This window comes from Mesorhizobium sp. P2_E9 (genome assembly GCF_056403815.1).
Genome location: NZ_JBFUET010000008.1, coordinates 20112 through 43282, shown reverse-complemented (window position 1 = coordinate 43282; position 23171 = coordinate 20112). Strand labels below are relative to the sequence as shown.

The window sequence follows — 23171 nt, the reverse complement described above, 5'->3', positions numbered from 1 at the left end:
TCCTCAGAGCAATTCCAGGAAAAGTGTGAACGGTTTTCCGTCCGGAATTGCGTTAAAACAAAGAGTTAAGCGAGGCCGAGGGCGGTGACGATCATGTCGATCGCCTTGATGCCGACGAAGGGGACGATGATGCCGCCGAGGCCGTAGACCAGAAGGTTGCGGCTGAGCAGCGCGCCGGCGCCGATGGCACGATACTTGACGCCTTTCAGCGACAGCGGGATCAGCGCGATGATGATCAGCGCGTTGAAGATGATCGCCGACAAGATGGCGCTCTGCGGCGTCGCCAGATGCATGATGTTGAGCGCCTGCAGCGGGCCGGTGGTCTGCCCCGGCGCGACGTAGAAGACGGCGAACATGGCCGGGATGATGGCAAAGTACTTGGCCACGTCGTTGGCGATCGAGAATGTCGTCAGCGAGCCGCGCGTCATCAAGAGAGCCTTTCCGATCTCGACGATCTCGATGAGCTTGGTCGGATCGCTGTCGAGATCGATCATGTTGCCGGCTTCGCGCGCGGCAACCGTGCCGGTGTTCATGGCGACGCCGACATCGGCCTGGGCAAGGGCCGGCGCGTCGTTGGTGCCGTCGCCGCACATGGCGACCAGCTTGCCCTTGGCCTGTTCATCGCGGATCAGCTTCAGCTTGTCCTCGGGCGTCGCCTGGGCAAGGAAGTCGTCGACGCCGGCTTCCGCCGCGATCGCGGCCGCGGTCAACGGATTGTCGCCGGTGATCATCACCGTGCGGATGCCCATGCGGCGCAGTTCGGTGAAGCGTTCGCTGATGCCGCCCTTGACGATGTCCTTGAGATGGACGACGCCGAGCAGGCGCCCGTCACGCTCGACCGCCAGCGGCGTGCCGCCGGACTTCGCGACCTCGTCGGCGATCGCCTGGAGATCCTTGACGGACTCGCTGCTGGGACGCGTGCCGTGGGCGGCGACCGTCGACTGGTTGACATGGGCAAGCACGGAATCGACCGCGCCCTTGCGCACCGACGAGCCATCGACGTCGACACCGCTCATGCGGGTCTGCGCGGTGAAGGGAACGAAGGTTGCGTGCAGCGTTGCCATGTCACGGGCGCGGATGCCGTATTTCTCCTTGGCCAGGACGACGATCGAGCGGCCTTCCGGCGTTTCGTCGGCAAGCGAGGCGAGTTGCGCCGCGTCGGCCAGTTCCTGTTCGGTGACGCCCTTGACCGAACGGAATTCCGTCGCCTGGCGGTTGCCGAGTGTGATCGTGCCGGTCTTGTCGAGCAGCAGCGTGTCGACGTCGCCGGCCGCCTCGACGGCACGGCCGGACATGGCCAGCACATTGAAGCGCACCAGGCGGTCCATGCCGGCGATGCCGATCGCCGACAGCAGCGCGCCGATCGTGGTCGGGATCAGGGTGACGAACAGGGCGACGAGCACGGTCACCGAGATATAGCCACCCGAATAGGAGGCAAAGCTCGGGATGGTTGCGGTGGCCAGCACGAAGATCAGCGTCATGCCGACCAAAAGGATGTTGAGCGCGATCTCGTTCGGCGTCTTCTGGCGTTCGGCGCCTTCGACCAGCGAGATCATGCGGTCGAGAAAGGTGTGACCGGAGGCGGCCGTGATGCGCAGGCGGATCCAGTCGGACAGCACCTGCGTACCGCCGGTAACCGCCGAACGATCGCCACCGGATTCGCGGATGACGGGGGCCGACTCACCGGTGATCGCGGCTTCGTTGACCGAGGCGACGCCTTCGATCACCTCGCCGTCCGACGGGATGATGTCGCCGGCTTCGACCAGAACGATGTCACCGACCTTCAAGCTGGTGCCGGGCACCAGCTTGAACTTGGTCCTGTCCTCGCCGGCCAGAAGCTTGGCCTGGGTCTCGGTGCGCGCCTTGCGCAGCGAATCGGCCTGCGCCTTGCCGCGCCCCTCGGCGACCGCTTCGGCGAAATTGGCGAACAGCACGGTGAACCACAGCCAGATGATGATCTGCAGCGTGAACTTGAAATCGCCGCCGCCGGTGATGAGATCCCTGACAAACAGCACGGTGGTCAGCGCCGAGACGACGGCGACGACGAACATCACCGGGTTCTTGATCAGGGTGCGCGGGTTCAATTTCTTGAAGGCTCCGCCGATGGCGGGCCACAGGATGCTGGCATCCATGATGCTAGCGGATTTGGACTGGCTCATTTGTTGGCTCCAGTATCTGAAATGTTGGCAGGCACCGATCGATCGGATGCCGAAGGAAGATGCGGCGGCCCATAGACCAGCAGCCAGATGACGATCATGGCTGCCGCAATGCCGAGGAATGTGGACACGGTCGGGAAAGGAGGGGGGATTTGCTCCCCCTCCCTGTCGGTCCGACGTTCAACCTTGCGACGCATGTTTTTGAACCAGGACATGATTTTGACCCAAGACGGGGCGCTCTCAGAAGGTCTGACCATGGATCATGGCCAGGTGTTCGACGATCGGTCCGATCGCCAGCGCCGGGAAGAAGGTAAGGCCGACGACGATCAGGATGACGCCGACCAGCAGGCCGACGAACAGCGGACCGTCGGTCGGGAAGGTACCGGCGGAAGCCGGAACCGTCTTCTTCGTCGCCAGCGAGCCGGCGATGGCCAACGCCGGGATGATGACGAAGAAGCGACCCATCCACATGGTGATGCCGAGCGTGATGTTGTACCAGGGCGTGTTGCCGGAAAGGCCGCCAAAGGCCGAGCCGTTGTTCGCCGCCGCCGAGGTGTAGGCATAGAGAACTTCGGAGAAGCCGTGCGGACCGCCATTGGCCATCGAGGCCACGGCGCTTGGCAGCACGACCGCGATGGCTGTGAAGGTCAGCATCGCCAGAGGCAGGCAGAGGATGGCGAGCATCGCCATCTTGACCTCCTTGGCCTCGATCTTCTTGCCGAGATATTCGGGCGTGCGGCCGACCATCAGGCCGGCAACGAAGACGGCGACGACGATGAACATCAGGATGCCGTAGAAACCGGCGCCGACGCCGCCGACGATGACTTCGCCGAGCTGCATGTTGATCATCGGGATGAAGCCGCCGAGCGCGGTGAACGAGTCATGCATGGCGTTGACCGCGCCGCAGGAGGCGGCCGTGGTGATGACAGCGAACAGTGCCGACAGGGCGATGCCGAAGCGGGTCTCCTTGCCTTCCATGTTGCCGCCATCGATGCCCAGCGCGTGCACCAGCGGATTGCCAGCAGCTTCCGCCCAGTAGCAGATGGTGACGCCGGCGATGAACAGGACACCCATCGTGGCCAGGATCGCCCAGCCCTGGCGCTGGTTGCCGACCATGCGGCCGAAGACGTTGGTCAGCGCCGCACCGAGCGCGAAGATCGTGACCATCTGGATGAAGTTCGAGATCGCGTCGGGGTTTTCGAAAGGATGCGCCGCATTGGCGTTGAAGAAGCCGCCGCCATTGGTGCCAAGCATCTTGATGGCGACCTGCGAAGCGACGGGACCAAGGGCGATGGTCTGCTTGGCACCTTCGAGCGTGGTTGCGTCGACATAAGGGCCGAGCGTCTGCGGCATGCCAAGCCAGACATAGACAAGGGTGAGCACGATGCAGGCCGGCAGGAGGATGTAGAGCGTGCAGCGTGTGATATCGACCCAGAAATTGCCGATCGACTTGACCGAGGCGCGGGCGAAGCCGCGGATCAGCGCGACCGCGATGGCGATGCCGACCGCCGCTGACATGAAGTTCTGCACCGTCAGGCCGGCCATCTGCACGAGGTAGGACATCGTGCTTTCGCCGCCATAGTTCTGCCAGTTGGTGTTGGTCACGAAGCTGACGGCGGTGTTGAAGGAAAGGGTCTGCTCAACGGCAGGCATCCCGGCCGGATTGTAGGGCAGGACGCCCTGCAGCCGCTGCAGGAAATAAAGCACGAGGAAACTGGCCAGGCTGAAGAGCATGATGCCTGCCGCGTAAACCGTCCAGTGCTGCTCCTCGCGCTCGCTGGTTCCTGCAATGCGATAAAGGACCCGTTCGACGGGCCCGAGGATCGGCGAGAGAAATGTGCGGTCGCCGTTGAAAACGCGGTACATATAGCCGCCGAGCGGCTTCACCAGCAGAACGACGACCACGCAGTAGGCGAGGATCTGTATCCATCCGTTGAATGTCATGGCTGTAGCTTTCCGTGCCTTGCTGTTGCCGTCAGAAGCGTTCTGGGCGAACGAGGGCGTATGTCAGGTAGGCGAGCAGGAACAAGGTCACACCGCCGCCGAGGATATAGTCAAGAAGCATGTTGCGATCCTCCAGCTTAAAGAATGTCGCAGACTTTGATGTAGGCGATAGAGAGGGCGAAAAACAAAATCTCCAACCCGACGACGACGATATCCATCGTGCATGTTCCTTATCTTCGTTTTATTTGCGCTTTGCATTGCCTGCCTGCAGTCCGCAGGCCGAAATCCATATGGAACCACTCCGTCACGATAGATCATCGTGACGGAGCTGCGTGTTCCCTGGAGAATATGCACCCGATCGCCATAAAGGTTCGAGACGGCGCGGGATGGAAAGAAATAGGAATTTTATAAAGATTTTCGGGATGCAGGTCAGGCGGAACAAATCCCCCAATGCGAGATTGTCGACCCGAGGGACCACCTGAAGGAGATGACAATGGCAAAGCCGAAAATGCTCGACGACCTGTTTCACGACACGCTGAAGGACATCTATTTCGCCGAGAAGAAGATATTGGCGACGCTGCCGAAAATGGCGAAGGCCGCGCAAAGCGCCGAGCTGAAGGCCGCCTTCGAAAAGCACCGCACCGAAACCGAAGGCCATGTCGCGAGGCTGGAGAAAGTCTTCGGCGTCATCGGCAAGAAGCCTGTCGGCAAGACTTGTGCGGCCATCATGGGCATCACCGAGGAAGGTGCCGAGATCATGGAGGAGTACAAGGGCTCACCCGCGCTCGATGCCGGCCTGCTGGCCGCCGCGCAGGCGGTCGAACATTATGAGATCTCGCGCTATGGCACGCTCAGGACATGGGCCGGTGAACTTGGCCTGAACGAAGCCGTGACGCTTCTCGAAGCGACGCTGAAGGAAGAGAAGGCGACGGACCAGGCGCTGACCACGATCGCGGAGTCGGCGGTCAACGTCGCGGCTGAAGCGGCATAAACTCCCAAATGATCGTCGAGCCGCGTTCGGATGCTATCTAACGCGGCTCGCGCATCATACTCAGATACGTGGGATCGAACTCGGCGATTTCCTGCAGCCGGTGCCAGTCCAAAATGGTCACCGTGTGGTTTGCCCAGCTGACGACGCCGACCTTGCGCAGCGCGCCGATAACCCGGTTCATGTGCACCACCGAGAGGCCGAGCACGTCGGCCATCTCTGCTTGCGAGAGCGGCAGGTGAAAGCTCATGCCGTTGGTCCGCTGCACCACCTGCAACCGCACGAAAAGCTCACAGACCAGATGCGCCAGATGCGAGGTCTTGGAGCGCCGTCCCATGGCGACGATCCATTCGCGGTGAATGGCGCCGTCCACCAGCGTATCGAGCCACAACAGCCGTGTCAGATGCGGCGCCTGCTCGGTGATGGTGCGCAGCCGGCCATGATCGGCGAACATGACATGGCAGGGCGACAGAGCGACGATGCCGTGATCCATGGTCTTCAAGAGGAAGGCATGGAGATCGACGAAGTCGCCAGGCACCTGCAATGAGGTGAACTGCCGGCCGCCATTCTCCAGCACCTTGTAGCGCGCCGCCAACCCGTCGAGGATCAGCGTCGAATAGGTCGGCCGCGATCCCGATGCGACAATATCCTGGCCGATGGCGAAATGCCGCTCGAAGGTCATTGCGCCGGCCAGCAGAGCCTTCTCGGCGTCCGACAGCGCATCGTGCTGGCCGAGGTTCAGGTAAAGGGATTCAAGCACCGCAATCTCCGGCGAAAGGGCTTCAGGGGCCGACCCCCAAGTGTTTCTGTCGGAAGCAAGGCGGCTTTGCATGAACTAGGCCCTTGGCTGCTGATGGGCATTAACATTTGTTGGACCCGCTTGTTCCACGGCAAATGCCACCGTTGGTGGAACAACTGCCGGGCCCGCGAATTGTCGGTTGAATATCTCGCCATTTCATCAGCCTGAGGTCCAGCCCACCATGCCTCGATACTATCTTGACCTCTACAATGGCGACGGTCTGACGATCGATGATGACGGCCAGGTCTTCGAAACGCGCGAACGCATGCGGCGCGAAGCGATCCGCATCCTTCCCGACATCGTCCGCGACGAGATGATCGAAAGCGACCACACCGCGATCACCGTCAAGGTACGCGACGAGGACGGGCGCCAGATCTTCGAGGCGTCGCTCGTCGTCTCGTCAGGCTGGTGCGACTGACGGCCCTCCCCGGCATCGACGACAAAAGTTTCCCGACCATCATTTGTAATCGCCGCCCCCGCCACGACGCTGCACCATGCGGGGCCGGAAGAGGCGGCGTTCCGAACCGCCGCCCCCTGTGGAATGGAGGTAGCAGCACATGAACCGTGCAAAAGTCGACACCCAGCGTGACGAGCGCGCCAAACGTGAATCGCAGATCGTGATCGACGCCGAGCGGGCGGCCCGCGAGGCAAAGACCGCCAGATTGAGAGAGCTGCGCCTTGCCGCGCAGTCAGCACAGGCGCCTGATCCGGCGAGGCCCAAGCCGGCACGCCGGGGCGCGGCCTCGAAAGGTTGATTGCCCCAAAAGCGCCGGGCAAACATCATCGGTGGATAAACGCGAATCTTCCTGCAACAAAGTGAAAGCCCGGCCAAGCCGGGCTTTCTGCGGTGGTCAGAGCGGAATGGCCACCACGACGGGAGGTGGCCTCAAAACTCAGGCGGCGTAGCCGCCATAGCCGCGCGCGACGGCCCGCGCCACGATGACCGGCTCGATCTCTGGCCAGAGAATGCCGGTGGCTCTCGCGAAGTCGACGAGCGCATGGCGCGCGTCATCCCTGGTGATGCAACCTTCCAGCGCAAGGCCGCACGCCTCGACGGCATGGCGATGGAGCGGACCACGGCGCGAAGTCGTCCAGTTGGTCAGGAAATCGTGCATTTCGGCCAGCGAGGCAATCTCGCGCTTGAAACCAAGCCCGACGGTCAGCGCCACCGGCGAATGAAACAGCTTATCGTACATGAAACGGCTCCTGATTATCGCAGCGCCAGGAGAAATATCCGGGCTGGTCCACGGACGGGACGCCGTGAAACGCACGGAGAGGCAGGAGGTTCCAGATGGATGCTTTTATTCCCTTCGCGACGATGGCCCGTGGGACTACATCAGATGCCCGGTCCACCGGCCATGGCTGCTGCTGACACGGATCAGCAGCAGCCTATACCGGAGACCATCGCCGCCCAGTAGAGCGGCGTGCCATTTCGGCCATGGCTCAACAAGCATGAAGGCCTTTCACGGAGCATCGCCTCACAGCGCATGGCGCTGGCTACAGGCGGGGGCCAAGGCCCGCAGGACGCTTCATCTGTGCAGGAGAGCGACCGGCAAGGAAACGCTCGCTCACACAGCGCGCGCAGGCCGGTCCGGGGCCGCGCATATAGTGGAGCTCTGGCCGGTAGCGCGGTGCAATGAATTCACGAAAGGCTGATGCCAACCGAGTGACCATAGCCCGGCGTCCTGTGACCCATTCTCTGCAAGATGACGCTGCATGAGGCTGTTCAATTCCGATCCACAATCTCGTCGCCATCGTAGCTGGTTCCCTATGATCTTGTCATGGCGGACAGGATCGCAAAGTCCGCGACACTGAAGCCGCCGTCTCGGTTGGTGGAGCGCTTGAGCAAAAGACAGAATTGTTTTGAGCCGCAATCAGAAACCCCCACGAGGGCACTGACGGCAAAGGCGCTCCACCCAGGGCGATGGCCAAGAACACTGCCAGAAGCCCGAACAGAAGCTTACGCGACATCATTGTCCCAACCTCACACGCCGGTGTCGATATGAAACAGCGTCTTTGCGCCCGGCATTGCCTGAAGATGTGGCAGCAAGAACCGTGCCACGCTTGCCGCGCATGCTTCATGAAGAGATAGATGTGTGAGCTGTCTTTGAAGAAAACAGGTCAGGCCTTGGCTCTTGAACCGTCGCAACGGTTTCGGGCTATAGAGGCTGTGCCGAAACTGTTCCGAAAACGTCCGAAACGTCTAGTATGCCCACATGCAGGGCACTCGCATCGCTTTTGGTCCGTTCGTACTCGATCCCGACATCGGGACGCTCCTTAAAGAGCAGATCCCGATCGCTCTTGGGCATCGTGGGCTGACGCTGCTTGCGGCGCTTACGGCGCGGCCCGGTGAAATTCTGACCAAGGCCGAGCTGATGGACGCTGCCTGGCCGGGCACCGCCGTTGAGGAAGGCAACCTTACCGTCCAAATCGCGACACTAAGAAAGGCACTCGGTCCGGCTGAGAACGGCGGCGAGTGGATCGCCACAGTGCCTCGCGTCGGCTACCGCTTCACCGGGGCTGTCGAGCCGGTGCCGAGCGCATCCCCCAGACCGCCGACGTCACAGTCGGGCAAGCCGTCGATTGCAGTGCTGCCTTTTGCCAACCTGAGCGGCGATCAGGACCAGCAGTATCTCAGCGACGGCATAACCGAGGACATAATTACGGAGCTGGCCAGGTTCCGCTCCCTCCTCGTCATAGCGCGCAATTCATCTTTTCAGTTTCGCCATTCGGCATCGGACCTTGCCGAAGTCCATCGCAAACTCGGAGTTCGTTATCTCGTCGAAGGCAGCGTACGAAAGCTCGGTGATCGCATTCGAATCACCACACAGTTGATTGACGCCGCCACCGGCACCCACCTGTGGGCTCAACGGTACGACCGCGCCCTCGACGACATCTTCGCATTGCAAGACGAGGTCGCGGCTCTAATCGCCTCGATAGTCGAAGGCCAAGCAGAGGCCGATTCGGCTAGCCGGACCAGCCGCAAGCCGCCGGCCGACTGGGATGCATACGACTACTACCTGCAGGGGCGCGCGCACTTCTACCGGTATGAACTGGACAAGTCCGAGCCCTTATTCGTCCGGTGTGTCGAACTCGATCCGACGTTCGCTCAAGGCCACGCCTTCCTCGCACAGGCCCTCGTCGGCAGATTCTGGTACGACAACGATCAGCGGACGCTACAGAAGGCCTGGGACTCGGCACGAACGGCCCTCGCTCTCGATAGGAGCGATGGCGTCTGTCACCAGAGCATGGGGCTGGTACTTACGCATATGCGCCAGCACGGCGATGCGGGTGTGCATTTCGAGCGAGCGCGCTCGTTGAACCCGCTCGACGTGAACATAGCGGGGGATTACGCAAGCTGGCTCAATTACGGCGGACGGGCCGAGACGGCGCTGAACGTGCTCGAAACCGCGCTCCTGCGCGACCCGTTACCTCCGATATGGTTCTGGGAGGTGAAAGGCAGCTCCCTCTTCCTGCTTGGAAGGTACTCGGAAGCCGTCGGTTCGTATCAGAAGGCCGGCGACCAATTCTTCATTCATGCCTTCCTCGCAGCCGCGTACGCACATTTGGGCGAGATGCATAAGGCGCGCGCTGAAGTCGAGGAAGCACTGACGAGGAAACACGACTTGACTGTCCGGCTGATTTCAGGTCTCCCGTTCGCCGACCAGGTCGCCCTGGAGCTTTTCACGTCAGGCTTCAGCAAGGCCGGTTTTCCCGCGTGAGACTGTCCGCGACAATATGGAAGCCGAAGAAAACGGCTATACCGTCTAGAGTAGCCTGGGCCGCTTTGGACGACGATCAGAACGGCTCGATGCCAAAATCATCTTGTTGCCGATCCGCCGGCAAGCGCTCGTAATCCAACGGTGCCCGCAAGTCGACACGAGCCTGTGCGCGACCAACTTCTTCGCCAAATTTATAGGCGACAAACAGGGCACCAATCCGAACCAGCCAACGAAGCATGAGCGTCTCCTTCGACGAGAGAAACCCCGTGGCCCGAAGGTTTGTTCCGCGTGCTATATCTGTGGGGCTGAGGAGATCGGAGCAGGAGGCCGACATGAAGATCAGAACGACAACTCACAACCACCCAGGGGAAGCTGGCGTCATTCTGCTGGACCAGCCTATACAGCATCTGATCGTGGCCACCGATATTCGCGACGGTACGACAACGCTGTTCGGGACTGCCAGCCTGCAGGTCGCTTATTCCGGCCAGTACGACATCAGGGTCGAACTAACGCCAGCAGAATTGACGCAGGTTTATGTATTGCTGGTCAAGAACCTGCTTGAGGAAATTCAGGAACTTAAGAACACTCGGAATCCCTGACGAACGGAAACGAGCCACCTTTTCACAGGCCATGACGATTGCATCCCGGCGCGCCGGATATCCCGCGGCACACCGTTATATCGACGACTATGTTCAGACTAAAACGCAAATTTATCTAGCTATTTCAATGATAACTGGCGGAGAGAGCGACAGCCATACTGCTGTCTCATGCCGTCTCAATCAATGGAAATCATAAAGCAATATCAATGCCTTAATCTAAAATGACTGTCTCGTGCCGTTGCAATCCGCGTCATCCAATGCCACTATTTTTGGCGGGTAAGATGATGGGATTGAGAAATGCCGAAGATCGCGAAGGAACTTTCAGCACTAGCCGTCAAGAACTTGAAACACCCCGGATCGACCACAGCGCGCAACGCTGTGTTTGCTGTTGGCGGTGTTGCCGGGCTCATGCTCCAAATCACGCCGGGCAGCGGCCGGTCATGGCTATTGCGCACAACAAACGTCAATGGCCGGCGTTGCGAAATGGGTCTTGGCGGGCATGACGTATCATTGGGCGAAGCCCGCGAGCGGGCGAGGGCGACCAAAGACAAAATCCGCAACGGCATAAATCCGCTTCAAGAGAAGCGCGAGCGTCGCAAAGCCGCGATCGAGGCCGCAAAACGCCATCTTACATTCCGCGATGCCGTTGACAAATTCCTTACCGACACGCTGGCGGAATTCAGGAACGAAAAGCATCGGAAGCAATGGCAATCCACGCTGGACACGTATGCAATGCCCGTCATCGGCAATCTTGCCGTTTCCGAAGTCACCAAACATCACATGGTCGAAATCCTTAAGCCGATCTGGACGACCAAGACTGAGACGGCCACGCGTTTGCGGCAACGTTGCGAACGCGTGCTTGATTGGGCAAAGGCACACGGACACCGCGAGGGCGACAATCCGGCGCAGTGGAAGGGCAATCTCAATGCCATGTTGTCCAAGCCAAGCAAGGTTGCGACAGTCGATAATCAGCCCGCCGTTCAGTTGAAAGACGCGCCCACGTGGTTCGCAGCATTGCGCAAACGCGAAGGCACGGGTGCACGGGCATTGGAATTCGCGACGTTGACCGCTGCGCGGTCAGGCGAAGTGCGCGGCATGGAATGGCCTGAGATCGATTGGCACGCCAAATTGTGGACGGTGCCGGCATCGCGAATGAAAATGAGGCGGCCGCACGTTGTGGCGCTATCCGATGCGGCAATGACAATCCTAACTGCGATGAGAGAGGCCGCGGCCGCCGACACAGAATATGTGTTTCCAGCGATCCGGGGCGGCATGCTATCCGACATGACGTTGAGCGCTACCATGAGACGGATGCACGAAAGCGCGATCGAGGCGGGCCGCACGGGCTGGCTCGACAAGAACTCGAAGCGTCCAGCCGTGCCCCATGGGCTGCGGTCAACGTTTTCTGATTGGGCAGGGGAGTTGTCCGACTATCCCCGAGACATGCGGGAATTTGCGCTCGCCCACGCCATCAACAGCGACGTTGAGGCCGCATACCGGCGCGAAACCATGATTGAGAAGCGCCGCGCCATGATGAGCGATTGGGCTGCGTTTTTGCGGGGCGGGAACTGACCAAAGCTCTAAGACATGAGCCTCGGCAACGCTGGCCGAAGGCGATAAGCTTCGCGAGCAAAACGGAACGCTAAGCTTTTCAGCAATATCGATCGCTGATCGGGGCGAACCGGAATTATCAGCGGTGGCGCTGAGATGTTTCCGCTCAGTTCGATGGGCCGTGCGTGACGCCACCTCTAATTTCGCCTGGCTAAGCGCACGCCGGGCCCACCACCATTCTCTGGAATGAATTCGATGCCAGCGTTCTCCAGGGCACCTTGTACCGCCTGCAGCGTGTTGTCGAACAAAACCTCGCCGCGCTCCAATCGCGCGATAGTGTTGGGAGAGACCTTGGCGAGGGCAGCAAGCTCCCGAATGCCTAGATGAAGAGCTGCCCGCGCCATCCGACACTGGGCCGAAGTTATTGCCATCCGTAGTAACCCTGTTACTAATTTGTTGCATTTGCTGGCGATAGATAGTAACACTGATACTACCGTTGATGCCGACATGCATCTTGAGCGGTTGGACAGGTGCGGTCACACCTGTCCAACCTAACCACAACCCCAGCTTTCATGGAGCTCGGATCATGGATGATTCCGACAATAGCATGAGTTTGTCTTTCGTCACCCGGCGGCGCTTGCTGGGGGGCACGGCCACGGCCGCCGTGGCATGGCCCTTCCATGTAAAGTCACGGGCCGCCGAACTGACGGACGGCAGCAGCGCGGCTGATCCTGCTCTTCGTCTGTGTGGGAACTGGCAAAAGATCCACAACGAGACACTGGCGCTGTGCCGCGAACAGCAAAGGTTGGAGACACACCTCGCCAGGACGGTCGGCTTTCCCTGCGCCAAGGTACGGCTTGCCGATGGTACGGAATCAACGCTCCATTCCATGGAAGGCCTGAACGACGCGTACTCTCCCGAAATTGAAGTCGAATGGAACAGGGCGGTTGCCGACTTCGCGGCACACCAGGCGCGTTGGGATGCCGCCGATGCTGAGATCGGCTATTCGAAAGCAGACGAACTGATACGGCAATCCGAAATAGCCGAAAGCGAACTTCTGGATAATCTACCGCAGACAGCCGCTACCTCCATCGAGGGCATTTTAGCCAAGCTGCTCGTTATCTTGCATGACGGTGAGCATTGGGAACATCCCGCCGATTTCCCTTGGCCTCATATCCGTTCGGTGCTGGATGACCTCGGCCGCCACCATAAAATATCGATCCGGCGATGATCGCGATCGATCGGGCAATCGTTAGCCGACGGACCTTATAGGCGGTGAGGATGCAGCCTGCTTCGAAGGAAGCCGGATCGGAGGCAGCCCGTTACGGCCGCTTCGCTCCAAAGTTGCCCTGCTTGAGCAAGCCATCTTGATAGGCGCGGGGCCGACCATCGTTTCTGGTTTGCCGTTTTCGCTCGCCTCGGCGGCGCGCCTGACGGACACGGCAGTAACCCTGCCGCCGTGACAGCGGCGTCTCGGTGAAGGCCAGCTTTCCGCGAATTGTGCATCACCCTGATCACAACTTGTCGCCCTCGTCTTGCGGACGCCACGAAACGGGATTGGTGATCCAGCGACTGATGTCGGATTCATGCCAGCCTGCACCGTGGATACTGATCTGGATCTGGCGTGGGAAGGTGCCTTCGGCGATTTTGCGATAGATGGTGGACCGGGACAGACCTGTCCGGGACACGACGGTTTTCAGGCGGATGATACGGTCTGGTTCGCGCATGGACACACTGCCTCCTGCTGGTTGTTTTTGATTGCTCCTGATCAAGAGAGGACAGACACTTGCGGGCGCGCAAGCGGGTTTTCCGCGTCATCGTACCCCGGCATAGAGACGGCGGCAGATAGGACTGTCTAGAGTCCAATGCCCCGGCCCCGCCCGAGGTCGATGCCGTGGGTGAATGCGAGTTCCGCACCAAGGCGCCGACCAGAATCGACGCTGATGCCAAGGTCGTGCTTGCGGTTGGCGAGGATGGATTCAAGCTGCGGATCGCGCTCGAGGCTTTTGGCCATGTCACCCATCGCTGATCGCGTGGCCTTGTAGCCGGACATGTCACCCGCCTGATACTGGTGCTGGCTGGTGCGGTCGAGTTTGTGCCAACGCTCCACGAAATGGTCCGCGCGGCGGCCCGGATCTTTGTCCAGTCCGGTGCGGATTTCGGTTTCAAGCTGGAGGGCGCGGATGGCGCGGTTGATCCGTCCGCCGGCGGCCTCGGCGACAAGTTCCGGGCTCTTGACATAAGCCGCCTCGGCATCGCGCCAGCCATGGGGCCGCACCTCGTCAAAGGCTATTCGGGCGTCAGCCAGTTCCCGCAACCGCATCGGGCTGGCCTTGTTTCCTGCACCCTCATCGCTGAATATCGCGTCCATGGCGCGGGCATGACGCACGAGCGCATCGGTTCGGGCTTTCCGTAACGCCGCTTGGCCGTCCTCGGCGATCTCCCTGGCGGGCGCGGCGGGTTCGAGGCGCACTTCCTCTCTTTCCGGCCTGCGCATGGCGTCGAAGTCGGGCGCGCCATCTGCCGAAGGGCGCCGGCCGTCGAACATGTTGCGTAGCCTTTCAGGCACGACCTTGCGCACGATCTCTGCGACACGCTCGCGAAAGGTGATGCCGCGCCGCTCTGCATAGCTCTGCGCCGGGTCGATCTGCTCGTAGTCCGACGCCATGTCCTTGGCGCGGTCACGTGACAGCGTACGGACAAGCCGGTCCCGTGTCGCGAAGTCGTCGCCGCCGTAGTGCAGGTCCATCCCGTCTCGATGCCGCGACAGGGCAACGTAGCTGCCATGGGCGTCCATGCCCGGCGTCGCCAGCACAAGGGTGCGGTCCACGGTCATGCCCTGGGCCTTGTGGATGGTCGCGGCATAGCCATGATCGATCCGGTTGTAGTCCTTGAGGTCGAATCGAACTGACCGGCCATCGTCGGTGAGGACGGTCATGGACTGCGCGCTGACCTGCTCGATCGTCCCGAGCGTACCGTTCTTCACGCCAAGCCCGCGCTCGTTGCGCAGGAACATGACGCGGTCGCCGCTTGCGAAGGTTCTAACGCCGCGTTCGACATGGACCTGAACATCGTCGCCGAGATCGCCGGCAAAGCGCATGCGCTCGCGCGCGGCCTGGTTCAGCGCACGCACTTCATCGTTTGTGTGGGTGAGGATGATCCGGCTTGCGTCTGGCTCTGCCTGCCTGTCGCGATCCCAGCGCTCGACCAGATTGCTTCGCGCCTCATCGCGCGTCGTGGCCTGATGCACCATGCCTCTGTCGTCGTAGGCGCTAATCGCGGCAGTGATCCTGCCGGTTGCCAGGTCACGCGTTGCGTCGCGCTGCCAGTCTTCGATCTGCCGGCGCACCTGGCCGATCTCGACGCCGCGATGACGCTCATGGATCGAACGGAATGCGGCGCCGGCCTCGATCGCCTGCAACTGCTGCGGATCGCCGACCAGCACGACCTTTGCGCCGACGTCCGCCGCATGGGAGAGCACGCGCTCCAACTGACGCGTGCCGACCATGCCGGCTTCGTCGATCACCAGGACATCACGCGCGGTGAGAAGATCCCTGCCCTGTCCCCAGCCGTGTTCCAGGCTGGCGATGGTGCGCGAAGAGATGCCTGATCCGCTTTCGAGATTCTCGGCCGCAATGCCGGAGAGTACGGCGCCTTTAACCTCGTAGCCCGCGGCCGCCCATGCCTGGCGTGCAACGCCCAGCATGGCGCTCTTGCCCGTGCCGGCAAAACCGACAACGACACCAAGACCGCTGCCGTCGGTGACATACGCGAGCGCTTCGACCTGCTCGCCTGACAGGACAAGGCCGCGCTGCCCGGCATGTGCCAGAGCAGCCTCGCGATGCTGATCACTTACTGCATGAAATCCATCCCCGACCATGCGTTCGGCCGCGTGGTGCAGGCGCTGTTCGGTCTCGATCATCTGTCGGGTGGTGAACCGGCCTTCACCGCGCCCGTCCTTGCCGAGTTCGACCAGATCGGGTGCGTTGCTGATGGCTCGCGCAACCTCGTTAAACTGCTCGATACCGTCGCTGTGGCGATGCGCAAACTTCGCAATGTCTTTTCGGGTGAACGTCGATTGCTGATGGGTGATGGCATCGAGCGCCACGGATGGATCGGCAATGATGCGCGCGCCATTGTTGCGCGCGATCTCGCGATGCAGTTGGGCGCGATCTGCTTCAATGTCGCCAGCAGCAAGGCCGCTGCCCTCAATGCGTTGCGCTGGCGCACCAATCTGGGTTTGCGGCTCCAGCGCAATGCCCTGAGCTTCCAGACTGCGATGATCAATGCGCGCGTCGATATCGAGGTCGGCCAGGCGTTCATTGGCCAGCTCCGCCCATCGCTCGCGCCAGCGCTCGACCATCTCGGTCTGGTTCCAGTCGCGCACCTTTGGACCAAAACCGTTCTCGTCCACGGACCGCATGGTAAGCATGACGTGGGCGTGCGGTTTTGGACTGCCATCCTCCGCCCTGTCCCAGTGCACATTGAGATCGGCGACCATGCCCTTGCTGACAAACTCCGCCTGAACAAAGTCGCGCGCCAGTTCGATGCCTTGCCCTTGGCTTAGTTCGCGTGGAAGAGCAAACTCCACCTCACGGGCGAGCTGGGCATCCTTGCGTACCTCGAACGCCTCGACAGCGTTCCACAGCCTCTCGCGGTCGCGCCAGGCCTCCGGCGCATCCTCCGGCAACATCACCTCGGAATGGACGACACCGCGCTTGCTGGAAAAGTCGTGGCTGCGTTCGATGCGCTCGTCGCGCAGCCGCGACGCTGAACGGTAGGCAGCCGATGCGACAGCGCTTGAGCCTGCCTTGCGGCCAATGACCTTGACGTGAAGATGATAGATCGCCATCGCGACCAGATCATTTGCACGTCAAACCGCACGTCGGCACGACGTATAAGCGCGCCCTCCCTCGAAAAATTCTCGGGATGGACCAGCCCGTCCCGGGCTGTCTCGGCAACCCTGGAGCCTTCCGGAGGACGCTCGCCTATGATTCACAGATCGACAATCAACGGAGACAGCCATGCGCAAACCACGGGACTTCGACGCGGAACTGAAGGCGCTGGAAGAAAAAGCGCGAGAGCTCAAAACGCGAAAGGTGCAGCAGCTTGGCGAGCTGGTGATCGCCACCGGCGCCGATCAGCTCAGCACCGATGAACTGGCCGGCGCGCTGGTTGCAATCGCTGAAACGAGAGACACCTCAAAGCGTGAGGCATGGGCCAAGCGTGGGGTGACGTTTTTCGAGAGCGGGTCCCGGCGAGTTGCTCCGGCGCTTGGAAGCAAGCTGCGTGGCGCTTCGGCGCAACCGGGCGGCACACAATCGCCAGCAGGCGGCACAGGCTCGCAATGACATGCGCACCTGGCAGGTCGAGCGACGCAAGCGCACGCGACATCTGATCGAACTTGGCGGGCTCGTCGTCAAGGCAGGTATTGTTGATCTGACCAACGACGATCGCGCTACTATCTATGGCGCGATGCTCTGGATCGCCGCCAAACTGCAGAGCGATGAAGGCGAGCATGCGCGAAACCTATGGACTGCGAAGGGAAAGCAGGCGTTGTGAACAGCGGGCGGTGCAAAAAAAGCGGGAGATCGTGACCCGCCCGCAAGGATTTGCGGCGCTCTAATTCCGCTGTTGTCGATTTGCAGAGGGGCTTTATATGCTTGATATATTGCTCTTCTGGGGCGCGCCTGCGGCTTTCATCCTGCTTTTATGACGAGAGCGCCTTCGGAAATGGAATGGCTGATCCGACATGATTAAAAACTGTAGACTTTAACTCGCAGGATTGAGTGTTTTAAGTGAATAGCGATCTAACTTGTCTGCCGCATCACGAGAGAGAGGTTAGCGATGGTTGGAATCTATGTACCGGTATTGGCCAAGGGTTGCTACACACCCCTGAGCCCTGAAGACAGAAAACTGGGTGCTTTGCCAGCGACAAGTGTGGTTCTGACAGATATCGGTGTCGGTCCCGGCGACTTCCTTGCTATTCGCGCGGAAGGAGCTTTCAAGGCGGCCGACAATCTGGCTGCTGAATTGCGTATGGGTGCGGTGTTTTTTGGTGAGCAGGGCGAATATATCCCTCCTGCCAAGGGCGCCCTACACAACCCCTTCGTAAACGCGGCAATGGATCATCCACCATATAGCCCAACCGAAACTCCAGACGACTTTGCAGTTTCTTATAGCAGCACAATGGTAGACACTATTGTGCGGGTGCCCAAAAAGGCAGTACGCATCGCGTTTTCGGTCGGGGACTCGTCGTATTACAACAACTCGGAAGCGACAACTCTAGGGGTGCGCCTATGGCGACCCAACCATGCCAAACCCACGTTCGCTGTCGTTGTGACTGATGCTTCACCAAAACAGGAGCCTGACGAGCCCGAATTCGGAAGCGATGAGCTTTTTGGACTGGACAAGCTCCCGGAGGGTAAAGGGTTTAGTACGTCGCCATTTGCCGAAGCTGGCGGGGACGATGCATTTCCTCAATGGCGCGGGTGGTACTTGCTCTCTGGATGGCATCCCAAAAACAGTGAATTCAGAACAAAGGTGGATGGTCCTCACAGGACCCACAAAGGGTGGGATATAGCCTGTCCAGGAGGCACCAAACTAATAGCTCCAGTTGGCCCGGCCCTCTTCTCTTATCGATGGGTTGGTGATGACGGCGGAATGGCCGCATGCTTCAGCTTTATGTGGGAGGGAGAAGCGCGCTGCTTATTCTATGCTCATTGCTGGGACTCCCTGTGGCCGGTTAATACCATTATAAATCTAGGCGATCAGGCTGCCGTAAGCGGTTGCTCCGGAAATTCCCTCACGAAAGAGAATTGTGGCACATGGTTTACAGACGGTGGCCGTTCCGACCACGTCCATGTTGGTTTATCAAAGGCGCCGCTGCCGCAGAAAGGTAAACATATCGACCCTCGCAACCTGCTGAAGTGGGACATCAAGACTTCTGGCCGCTAGCACCGCCGCCTCTTTTTTATGGTCGACAGCGGATTGCAGCCCCCCAGTCGTTTAAGTGCGAGCCGCCTCGTATATTCCTCGTCAATAACCACTCCGACCGCTGTCCTTAGGCGGCGGAGGAAGGGTGTGAGCGTGAAGCAGCTTTCGTCGGCAGCACATGGCAGGACGATGGACAGGGAACTCGACCCGCGCTGACGATCCGCCCTGTGGGCAAGGGGATGGCCCCAAAGTCTTCGTTCCATTCGGTGGCCCGCACACAGAAGAAAGGCAGCCTAAGGAGCGTCAGCACTTGCGCCGGCCAAAGGGCCGGGACGCGGCACTGACTGCAGCGACAAGATCGGTTAAAAGGGCAGCCGCAGGAGTGTCAGCATAGCGCCGCCCAAGGCGGGACACGCGACCGACGGCCCCCGACGAGGAGTGCCATTTTCCGCTAGGGATCGTCACCTGCTGGAAACGTACTTTTGCGGTTCGGTGGCGGTAGCCGTAGAGCCCGTCCGGCGTAGCCAGAGCAGCATTTGGCCTCAAGTATGACGAAGCATGAACGATATAATGATATTACGGCTAAGAGGCCCGAGAGAGCTGTAGAACCTCATCTGGCAGTGGGAGAATATCCGTCTGCCTCTCGATCGATGCAGAGCCGTTTGAGTTCGTCGAAAGATCAAACCTGCGACCAGTTTCGTTGGGTACGCTGCGAAGCCTTCTGCACAGAAGGTCGGCCAGCGCCGGGTCTTCGACCGCGACTATCACCTGTCTACGCAACCGCCGAATTGAGGATAGCACCTCGACAAGATTGAGCGCGCGATAATCGTCGATGTGCTGAACAGGATCATCAAGAAGAAGGGTTTGAAGATTGGCCCACGGCCGGGAAAGATGGATCGCAAGGAGAAATGCCAAACCAGCCGCTCGTCTCTGGCCGCTGCTGAACAAGAATTGCGGGTTCTTTCCGTCTCCTACCGTGAAGTTAAGTGAAGCTCGGATTTTTCCTCCGAAATCAGTCTCAATATCGCGCCAACTGGCATGGGGACGAAGGCGCTGATACAATTCTTTTAAGAGCGGCATCACCGTATCGAACTGCTCGGTCAGCACTTGGTTCGCGACGGTTTTTGCAGCGTTGTCGATTTGCTTCGCCGCTTCGAGCGCTTTATCCGCACTCGTCATAAGTATGTTTTCTTTGTCGAGGTTTGAACGTAGTTGCTGAATACGCGTGTCCAAAGCGACTACTCGATCGTGGGCACCTGATGTTTCAAGAATAAACAATGCACGTTCGATCTCGGCGGTCTCTTCGCTTCGCTGCAGGAGCGTTTGAATTGCTCTATCCAACTCTGATGGCTCTGCATTGAGGCCGAGAGTTCGGCACTCTGCTATGATCCGCGCTAATTCTGAAGCTAGGGTCTTTCCGCGCGACTCAAGATTGGCGAGCACCTGTTGTGCGTTTGCTAAGGCAACTTCAACTTCTTTACTCTTGTTTTTGGCTTGCGAAACCCTCGCTGCTGACCGCGTTGCCACCTCTCCGCGAACGCTCAGACGGGTTCGAGCAGCATTGATGGCAGCAGAAAACTCACTGTCCGTACGAGCGGCATCGCAAAGGGGACAGTGCCCACCCACTAGCCCGATTTCTTCCCCATGATTTAAGATCGCCACCATATGCGTCGCAAAGGAATCAGCCTCCTTTTCGGCAGCGTCCGCCGCCTCCGCCGTAGCTAGTTGCTCTCTGGCCGAAATGCTTTCATTCGTCAAACTCGCGATCATCTCGTTCGCTTTGACAATATTAGCTTGGCTTGCTTCTGAATTGATGAACTCAAGTTCAGTTACTAATTGTTCAGCGCGACGAATCAAAGCCGTAAGGGCTTGAATGGACTGCCTACGTTCCGCTATATTCCGCCTCAACTGTTCCGCCGCACCTGGTCCAGTTCCAACGGAAGGTTCAAGTCTATTGATGATCGCTTCGGCTTCGGAAACGTCGGTCTGTCGTTCCGCAATACTGCGGGCTTCAGTCAATGCCGTGAGTGCGCGGCCTAGTTCAGCTTGGAGCTGCGTTATTCGGTTTGCTTGATCGGTCTGGGCTGCCTTCGTGGCGTCCACAAGTGACGATGTTCGATTTGAATAGTCCGGGCCAGCAAGGCCCCCTATCGCTGCACGAACGGCTTCGAACCGAGCTTGCTCAGGCAGGTCCATGCTCAACCCGGCCAACGTTTCGTCGCGGATGAGTGACGTTTGAATGAGGGTCCTAGGCCAATTGCTGGCGCGAGGACCAAAACAGAGGCGCTGCCCCAGGGTCTCAATGTCAGGCTCAAGCTGCCTGTCGCGGCCCCGAGTGACAACTAACTTCTCGCCATTTTCGTCCACGAAGCCGACGGTCACATATTGCTGAGTGATGCCGCCACTTCCCGCCCACCATATATGGCTTTCAAGGCCACCCTTTTTGGCGTTCGTAACTGGGAACTTGTCGATTGTGCCTGTCAGTGCGAAGTCGATCGCATCAAGCACCGTGCTTTTTCCTGCTCCGTTCCGTCCGGTAAGCACCACAAAACCGGCTGGGAAGGTAAAACGGGTGGCATCCTTGAAGCCACGGAATCCCGACAGCTCGACGAAATCGATCTTCACGACCGTTCTCCTAAACGACGCGCCACTTCCGCAACGGGAATAGAGGGGTCCAGCGCAATGCTCGCTGCGTTCGGAGATATGTCGGCGATCCTCTTTTTGAGGCGTTCCGTCACTTCGGTATCCAGCAGAACGGCTTGATATTGAATTGGAAGGATCGGCAAAAGTGCGCGAGTAACATCCTCGCGACTCGCGATCCCGCATGCCGCGATTTTTCGAGTGCGTTCAAGATCCTCTTCAATCCACCCAATCACCCGCTTTTGTTCGTCGGTGGGCGTCGCGTCGCATAAAAATACGCAGTAGACGTTCCAAGCTTTGTCTCCAGCGGATCGGAAGTTGGGCGCGAAGCGAACGAGAATTTCTTGTTCAGTGGTTTTCCACTTAGCCAAGAGTTCATCAGGGGTGGCGAACGTACAGCAGAAACCCATCAGGGCGCCGTCCTCGAAGCACACGACGGAAGACCGGCCTAAACTCGAAAGCCTAGTAGTGAAGTTGGCCTCTTTCAGCAGTACTTGGCATGTCGAGAGAAGATCAATCATAGTCCCAAGTCCACTTTAGCCTGGTCATGGGTCAGCCATTTAGCGTGCCCCCCTGGGGCGGGGCTTACAATGCTTGCGCCTATTCCTGTTGCAATTAGCCTAGAGGGAACGCCAAGGTCGATCGCGCCAGCACATAGAACGATGTCTGCCTGAGGCGTCGTCAGCGGTTCAACATGGGCTTGGCGGACATCGTTCAGACCTTTTCCCGCGCCATTCACTACCCGTATCGACCGGCCCTTCACATGAAGCCAGGCACCCGACTGAGTAGCGCCCGCCGCGCTAAGTTCGATATGTGAGTATGCGGCTGCCGCTGCATCGGTTGGCGGCGATTTCGCGGTGGCGGCCCGCGAGTATGGTTTTCCTTCCACGTCCTGTCGCAACCGGTACAAATCATCCGTCGTCAACGCATCGGGCGACAGTGCGCTCGTGATCCCTGCGGCGTTAGCCATTGGATTACCCAAGGCGAAGAATTTCCTAGCCCAGCTCTTTGAGTATGCGTTGCGCAACTCATCCAAGGCTTGATCGCCGGACGCCTGGACATGGGAAAAACTCGCACTCAGAGAGTTGAGCCTCTCCCATAGCAACGAGGCCTTTCTCATCAAGTCAGCGGATGGCTCGGGATTGATAACGGTAACCGACAGCGCATTCGCGATGGTTAGTGCATTTGCTAACACGTCATTTAGGTAGCCCCAATCCGTCCAGAATCCCACAACAACAAGGTGGCGCCCTGGAAGATTGAGGGTCATCCATTGTGAGCAACTGGCAATTCGAGCCTGGACGTCAGCTTCGGCTAGCTGGCCCTGCGTCCACAACGTATCCTCACGTCCGCGATCCATGCACCCGTGAAACTTTAAGAGCGGACTCGACACGGAACCGAACGTAACAGCTTCTTGTCCCGTGAGTGCACCTTGCATCGAGATTTTATGCTCACCCGCCCATCGCTCAATCATGCAATCGAAGTTCGCCGAGAGGGCACCATGGGCCGCACGGCTGACAAGCATGTCTGCTATTGCCGCATGGCCTCTATTTGGAACGCCCGTAAGCTCATTCCAAGGAACGAGCGGAATGAACAGCGGCTTGAAATCGCCGCGTGCGTGAAAATGCTCCGCCAGACGATCAATATCCCATCGCAAGTCAGCGGCAAGCGCTTCGTTGGGCACCCACTTATCGTAGCATATTTCGGCGACCTTTGCCGCGCTTGGGAGCTTGCTCGGGTCTGACATCGACAGGCCAGCGCCACACAAAAATACGAGCCTATCTGTCTCGATTGCGCCCAATAGCTTGGTTAATAGTGCCCCGTCCAGTATCATCCCCG

The 23171-nt window shown here is 59.5% G+C and carries 23 protein-coding genes; 10 read left to right on the top strand and 13 right to left on the bottom strand.

The window, feature by feature from the left end; genetic code table 11:
- Positions 1-65: 65 nt before the first annotated feature.
- Genes kdpB through kdpF form a run of 4 tightly spaced genes read right to left on the bottom strand, consistent with a single transcriptional unit; the run spans position 66 to position 4221 of the window.
- Positions 66-2159 (bottom strand): potassium-transporting ATPase subunit KdpB, encoded by a 2094-nt coding sequence (gene kdpB, locus AC1D05_RS15215; RefSeq protein ID WP_477441705.1) that lies wholly within the window; start codon positions 2157-2159, stop codon positions 66-68.
- A complete protein-coding gene (locus tag AC1D05_RS15210) occupies positions 2156-2371 on the bottom strand; it encodes a hypothetical protein (protein WP_477441703.1) in 216 nt (71 codons plus the stop codon). Before AC1D05_RS15210 ends, kdpB begins: the two co-directional genes overlap by 4 nt.
- Positions 2372-2396: 25 nt before the next feature.
- The gene (gene kdpA, locus AC1D05_RS15205; protein ID WP_477441701.1) at positions 2397-4100 is read right to left on the bottom strand and encodes a potassium-transporting ATPase subunit KdpA; all 1704 of its coding nucleotides are present in this window, start codon (positions 4098-4100) and stop codon (positions 2397-2399) included.
- Positions 4101-4131: 31 nt separating this feature from the next.
- The gene (gene kdpF, locus AC1D05_RS15200; RefSeq protein ID WP_032918612.1) at positions 4132-4221 is read right to left on the bottom strand and encodes a K(+)-transporting ATPase subunit F; all 90 of its coding nucleotides are present in this window, start codon (positions 4219-4221) and stop codon (positions 4132-4134) included.
- A 372-nt stretch (positions 4222-4593) separates the two neighbouring features.
- On the opposite strand from kdpF, the gene AC1D05_RS15195 reads away from it, so the two are divergent.
- The gene (locus AC1D05_RS15195; RefSeq protein WP_477441699.1) at positions 4594-5091 is read left to right on the top strand and encodes a YciE/YciF ferroxidase family protein; all 498 of its coding nucleotides are present in this window, start codon (positions 4594-4596) and stop codon (positions 5089-5091) included.
- 37 nt (positions 5092-5128) lie between these two features.
- On the opposite strand, the gene AC1D05_RS15190 is transcribed toward AC1D05_RS15195, so the two are convergent.
- Positions 5129-5848 (bottom strand): Crp/Fnr family transcriptional regulator, encoded by a 720-nt coding sequence (locus AC1D05_RS15190; RefSeq protein WP_258591351.1) that lies wholly within the window; start codon positions 5846-5848, stop codon positions 5129-5131.
- A 220-nt stretch (positions 5849-6068) separates the two neighbouring features.
- Between AC1D05_RS15190 and AC1D05_RS15185 the strand changes: the two genes are divergently transcribed.
- Positions 6069-6305 carry a DUF6894 family protein gene (locus AC1D05_RS15185; protein WP_477441697.1) on the top strand — a complete coding sequence of 79 codons (237 nt, stop codon included), beginning with the start codon at positions 6069-6071 and terminating at the stop codon, positions 6303-6305.
- A gap of 139 nt (positions 6306-6444) precedes the next feature.
- Positions 6445-6642, top strand: a complete 198-nt coding sequence (locus AC1D05_RS15180; protein WP_477441695.1) for a hypothetical protein — start codon at positions 6445-6447, stop codon at positions 6640-6642.
- A gap of 138 nt (positions 6643-6780) precedes the next feature.
- Here AC1D05_RS15180 and AC1D05_RS15175 read toward each other — a convergent pair whose 3' ends face one another.
- Positions 6781-7083, bottom strand: a complete 303-nt coding sequence (locus AC1D05_RS15175; RefSeq protein ID WP_477441693.1) for a DUF982 domain-containing protein — start codon at positions 7081-7083, stop codon at positions 6781-6783.
- Positions 7084-8103: 1020 nt separating this feature from the next.
- Here AC1D05_RS15175 and AC1D05_RS15170 point away from each other — a divergent pair.
- A complete protein-coding gene (locus AC1D05_RS15170; protein ID WP_477441692.1) occupies positions 8104-9609 on the top strand; it encodes a winged helix-turn-helix domain-containing tetratricopeptide repeat protein in 1506 nt (501 codons plus the stop codon).
- A 76-nt stretch (positions 9610-9685) separates the two neighbouring features.
- Here the strand turns inward: AC1D05_RS15170 and AC1D05_RS15165 are convergent, their stop codons facing one another.
- On the bottom strand, positions 9686-9847 hold the full coding sequence (locus AC1D05_RS15165; RefSeq protein ID WP_477441690.1) for a hypothetical protein: 162 nt from the start codon (positions 9845-9847) through the stop codon (positions 9686-9688).
- 94 nt (positions 9848-9941) lie between these two features.
- Here AC1D05_RS15165 and AC1D05_RS15160 point away from each other — a divergent pair, with 94 nt between their 5' ends.
- Together AC1D05_RS15160 and AC1D05_RS15155 are read left to right on the top strand one after the other, a co-directional pair.
- A complete protein-coding gene (locus tag AC1D05_RS15160) occupies positions 9942-10208 on the top strand; it encodes a hypothetical protein (RefSeq protein WP_477441688.1) in 267 nt (88 codons plus the stop codon).
- A gap of 297 nt (positions 10209-10505) precedes the next feature.
- Positions 10506-11780 carry a tyrosine-type recombinase/integrase gene (locus AC1D05_RS15155; RefSeq protein WP_477441686.1) on the top strand — a complete coding sequence of 425 codons (1275 nt, stop codon included), beginning with the start codon at positions 10506-10508 and terminating at the stop codon, positions 11778-11780.
- Positions 11781-11956: 176 nt separating this feature from the next.
- Here the strand turns inward: AC1D05_RS15155 and AC1D05_RS15150 are convergent, their stop codons facing one another.
- A complete protein-coding gene (locus AC1D05_RS15150) occupies positions 11957-12163 on the bottom strand; it encodes a helix-turn-helix domain-containing protein (RefSeq protein ID WP_023825501.1) in 207 nt (68 codons plus the stop codon).
- 182 nt (positions 12164-12345) lie between these two features.
- On the opposite strand from AC1D05_RS15150, the gene AC1D05_RS15145 reads away from it, so the two are divergent.
- On the top strand, positions 12346-12990 hold the full coding sequence (locus tag AC1D05_RS15145) for a hypothetical protein (protein ID WP_477441684.1): 645 nt from the start codon (positions 12346-12348) through the stop codon (positions 12988-12990).
- A 283-nt stretch (positions 12991-13273) separates the two neighbouring features.
- Here the strand turns inward: AC1D05_RS15145 and AC1D05_RS15140 are convergent, their stop codons facing one another.
- Positions 13274-13486, bottom strand: coding sequence for a helix-turn-helix transcriptional regulator (locus AC1D05_RS15140; RefSeq protein ID WP_352660648.1), 213 nt, complete (start codon positions 13484-13486; stop codon positions 13274-13276).
- Positions 13487-13614: 128 nt separating this feature from the next.
- Complete coding sequence (gene traA / locus AC1D05_RS15135; protein WP_477441682.1) at positions 13615-16611, bottom strand: Ti-type conjugative transfer relaxase TraA; 2997 nt, start codon at positions 16609-16611, stop codon at positions 13615-13617.
- 172 nt (positions 16612-16783) lie between these two features.
- On the opposite strand from traA, the gene AC1D05_RS15130 reads away from it, so the two are divergent.
- The 3 genes from AC1D05_RS15130 (at position 16784) to AC1D05_RS15120 (ending at position 18716) form a co-directional block, all read left to right on the top strand.
- Positions 16784-17110, top strand: a complete 327-nt coding sequence (locus AC1D05_RS15130) for a conjugal transfer protein TraD (RefSeq protein ID WP_477441680.1) — start codon at positions 16784-16786, stop codon at positions 17108-17110.
- Between the two features lies 1 nt (position 17111).
- Positions 17112-17321 carry a conjugal transfer protein TraD gene (locus AC1D05_RS15125; protein WP_477441678.1) on the top strand — a complete coding sequence of 70 codons (210 nt, stop codon included), beginning with the start codon at positions 17112-17114 and terminating at the stop codon, positions 17319-17321.
- Between the two features lie 285 nt (positions 17322-17606).
- Complete coding sequence (locus AC1D05_RS15120) at positions 17607-18716, top strand: hypothetical protein (protein WP_477441676.1); 1110 nt, start codon at positions 17607-17609, stop codon at positions 18714-18716.
- 561 nt (positions 18717-19277) lie between these two features.
- Here AC1D05_RS15120 and AC1D05_RS15115 read toward each other — a convergent pair.
- Genes AC1D05_RS15115 through AC1D05_RS15105 form a run of 3 tightly spaced genes read right to left on the bottom strand, consistent with a single transcriptional unit; the run spans position 19278 to position 23166 of the window.
- Positions 19278-21320 (bottom strand): AAA family ATPase, encoded by a 2043-nt coding sequence (locus AC1D05_RS15115; RefSeq protein ID WP_477441674.1) that lies wholly within the window; start codon positions 21318-21320, stop codon positions 19278-19280.
- Entirely contained in the window at positions 21317-21856 is a 540-nt protein-coding gene (locus tag AC1D05_RS15110) for a hypothetical protein (protein ID WP_477441672.1), read from the bottom strand. Before AC1D05_RS15110 ends, AC1D05_RS15115 begins: the two co-directional genes overlap by 4 nt.
- Complete coding sequence (locus tag AC1D05_RS15105) at positions 21853-23166, bottom strand: SIR2 family protein (RefSeq protein ID WP_477441670.1); 1314 nt, start codon at positions 23164-23166, stop codon at positions 21853-21855. Before AC1D05_RS15105 ends, AC1D05_RS15110 begins: the two co-directional genes overlap by 4 nt.
- Positions 23167-23171 lie beyond the last annotated feature (5 nt).

Bases quoted from the DNA above. Each gene is read 5' to 3' on its own strand.
- kdpB (WP_477441705.1), bottom strand. From the start codon at position 2,159: ATGAGCCAGTCCAAATCCGCTAGCATCATGGATGCCAGCATCCTGTGG.
- AC1D05_RS15210 (WP_477441703.1), bottom strand. From the start codon at position 2,371: ATGTCCTGGTTCAAAAACATGCGTCGCAAGGTTGAACGTCGGACCGAC.
- kdpA (WP_477441701.1), bottom strand. From the start codon at position 4,100: ATGACATTCAACGGATGGATACAGATCCTCGCCTACTGCGTGGTCGTC.
- kdpF (WP_032918612.1), bottom strand. From the start codon at position 4,221: ATGCTTCTTGACTATATCCTCGGCGGCGGTGTGACCTTGTTCCTGCTC.
- AC1D05_RS15195 (WP_477441699.1), top strand. From the start codon at position 4,594: ATGGCAAAGCCGAAAATGCTCGACGACCTGTTTCACGACACGCTGAAG.
- AC1D05_RS15185 (WP_477441697.1), top strand. From the start codon at position 6,069: ATGCCTCGATACTATCTTGACCTCTACAATGGCGACGGTCTGACGATC.
- AC1D05_RS15180 (WP_477441695.1), top strand. From the start codon at position 6,445: ATGAACCGTGCAAAAGTCGACACCCAGCGTGACGAGCGCGCCAAACGT.
- AC1D05_RS15175 (WP_477441693.1), bottom strand. From the start codon at position 7,083: ATGTACGATAAGCTGTTTCATTCGCCGGTGGCGCTGACCGTCGGGCTT.
- AC1D05_RS15170 (WP_477441692.1), top strand. From the start codon at position 8,104: ATGCAGGGCACTCGCATCGCTTTTGGTCCGTTCGTACTCGATCCCGAC.
- AC1D05_RS15165 (WP_477441690.1), bottom strand. From the start codon at position 9,847: ATGCTTCGTTGGCTGGTTCGGATTGGTGCCCTGTTTGTCGCCTATAAA.
- AC1D05_RS15160 (WP_477441688.1), top strand. From the start codon at position 9,942: ATGAAGATCAGAACGACAACTCACAACCACCCAGGGGAAGCTGGCGTC.
- AC1D05_RS15155 (WP_477441686.1), top strand. From the start codon at position 10,506: ATGCCGAAGATCGCGAAGGAACTTTCAGCACTAGCCGTCAAGAACTTG.
- AC1D05_RS15150 (WP_023825501.1), bottom strand. From the start codon at position 12,163: ATGGCGCGGGCAGCTCTTCATCTAGGCATTCGGGAGCTTGCTGCCCTC.
- AC1D05_RS15145 (WP_477441684.1), top strand. From the start codon at position 12,346: ATGGATGATTCCGACAATAGCATGAGTTTGTCTTTCGTCACCCGGCGG.
- AC1D05_RS15140 (WP_352660648.1), bottom strand. From the start codon at position 13,486: ATGCGCGAACCAGACCGTATCATCCGCCTGAAAACCGTCGTGTCCCGG.
- traA (WP_477441682.1), bottom strand. From the start codon at position 16,611: ATGGCGATCTATCATCTTCACGTCAAGGTCATTGGCCGCAAGGCAGGC.
- AC1D05_RS15130 (WP_477441680.1), top strand. From the start codon at position 16,784: ATGCGCAAACCACGGGACTTCGACGCGGAACTGAAGGCGCTGGAAGAA.
- AC1D05_RS15125 (WP_477441678.1), top strand. From the start codon at position 17,112: ATGCGCACCTGGCAGGTCGAGCGACGCAAGCGCACGCGACATCTGATC.
- AC1D05_RS15120 (WP_477441676.1), top strand. From the start codon at position 17,607: ATGGTTGGAATCTATGTACCGGTATTGGCCAAGGGTTGCTACACACCC.
- AC1D05_RS15110 (WP_477441672.1), bottom strand. From the start codon at position 21,856: ATGATTGATCTTCTCTCGACATGCCAAGTACTGCTGAAAGAGGCCAAC.
- AC1D05_RS15105 (WP_477441670.1), bottom strand. From the start codon at position 23,166: ATGATACTGGACGGGGCACTATTAACCAAGCTATTGGGCGCAATCGAG.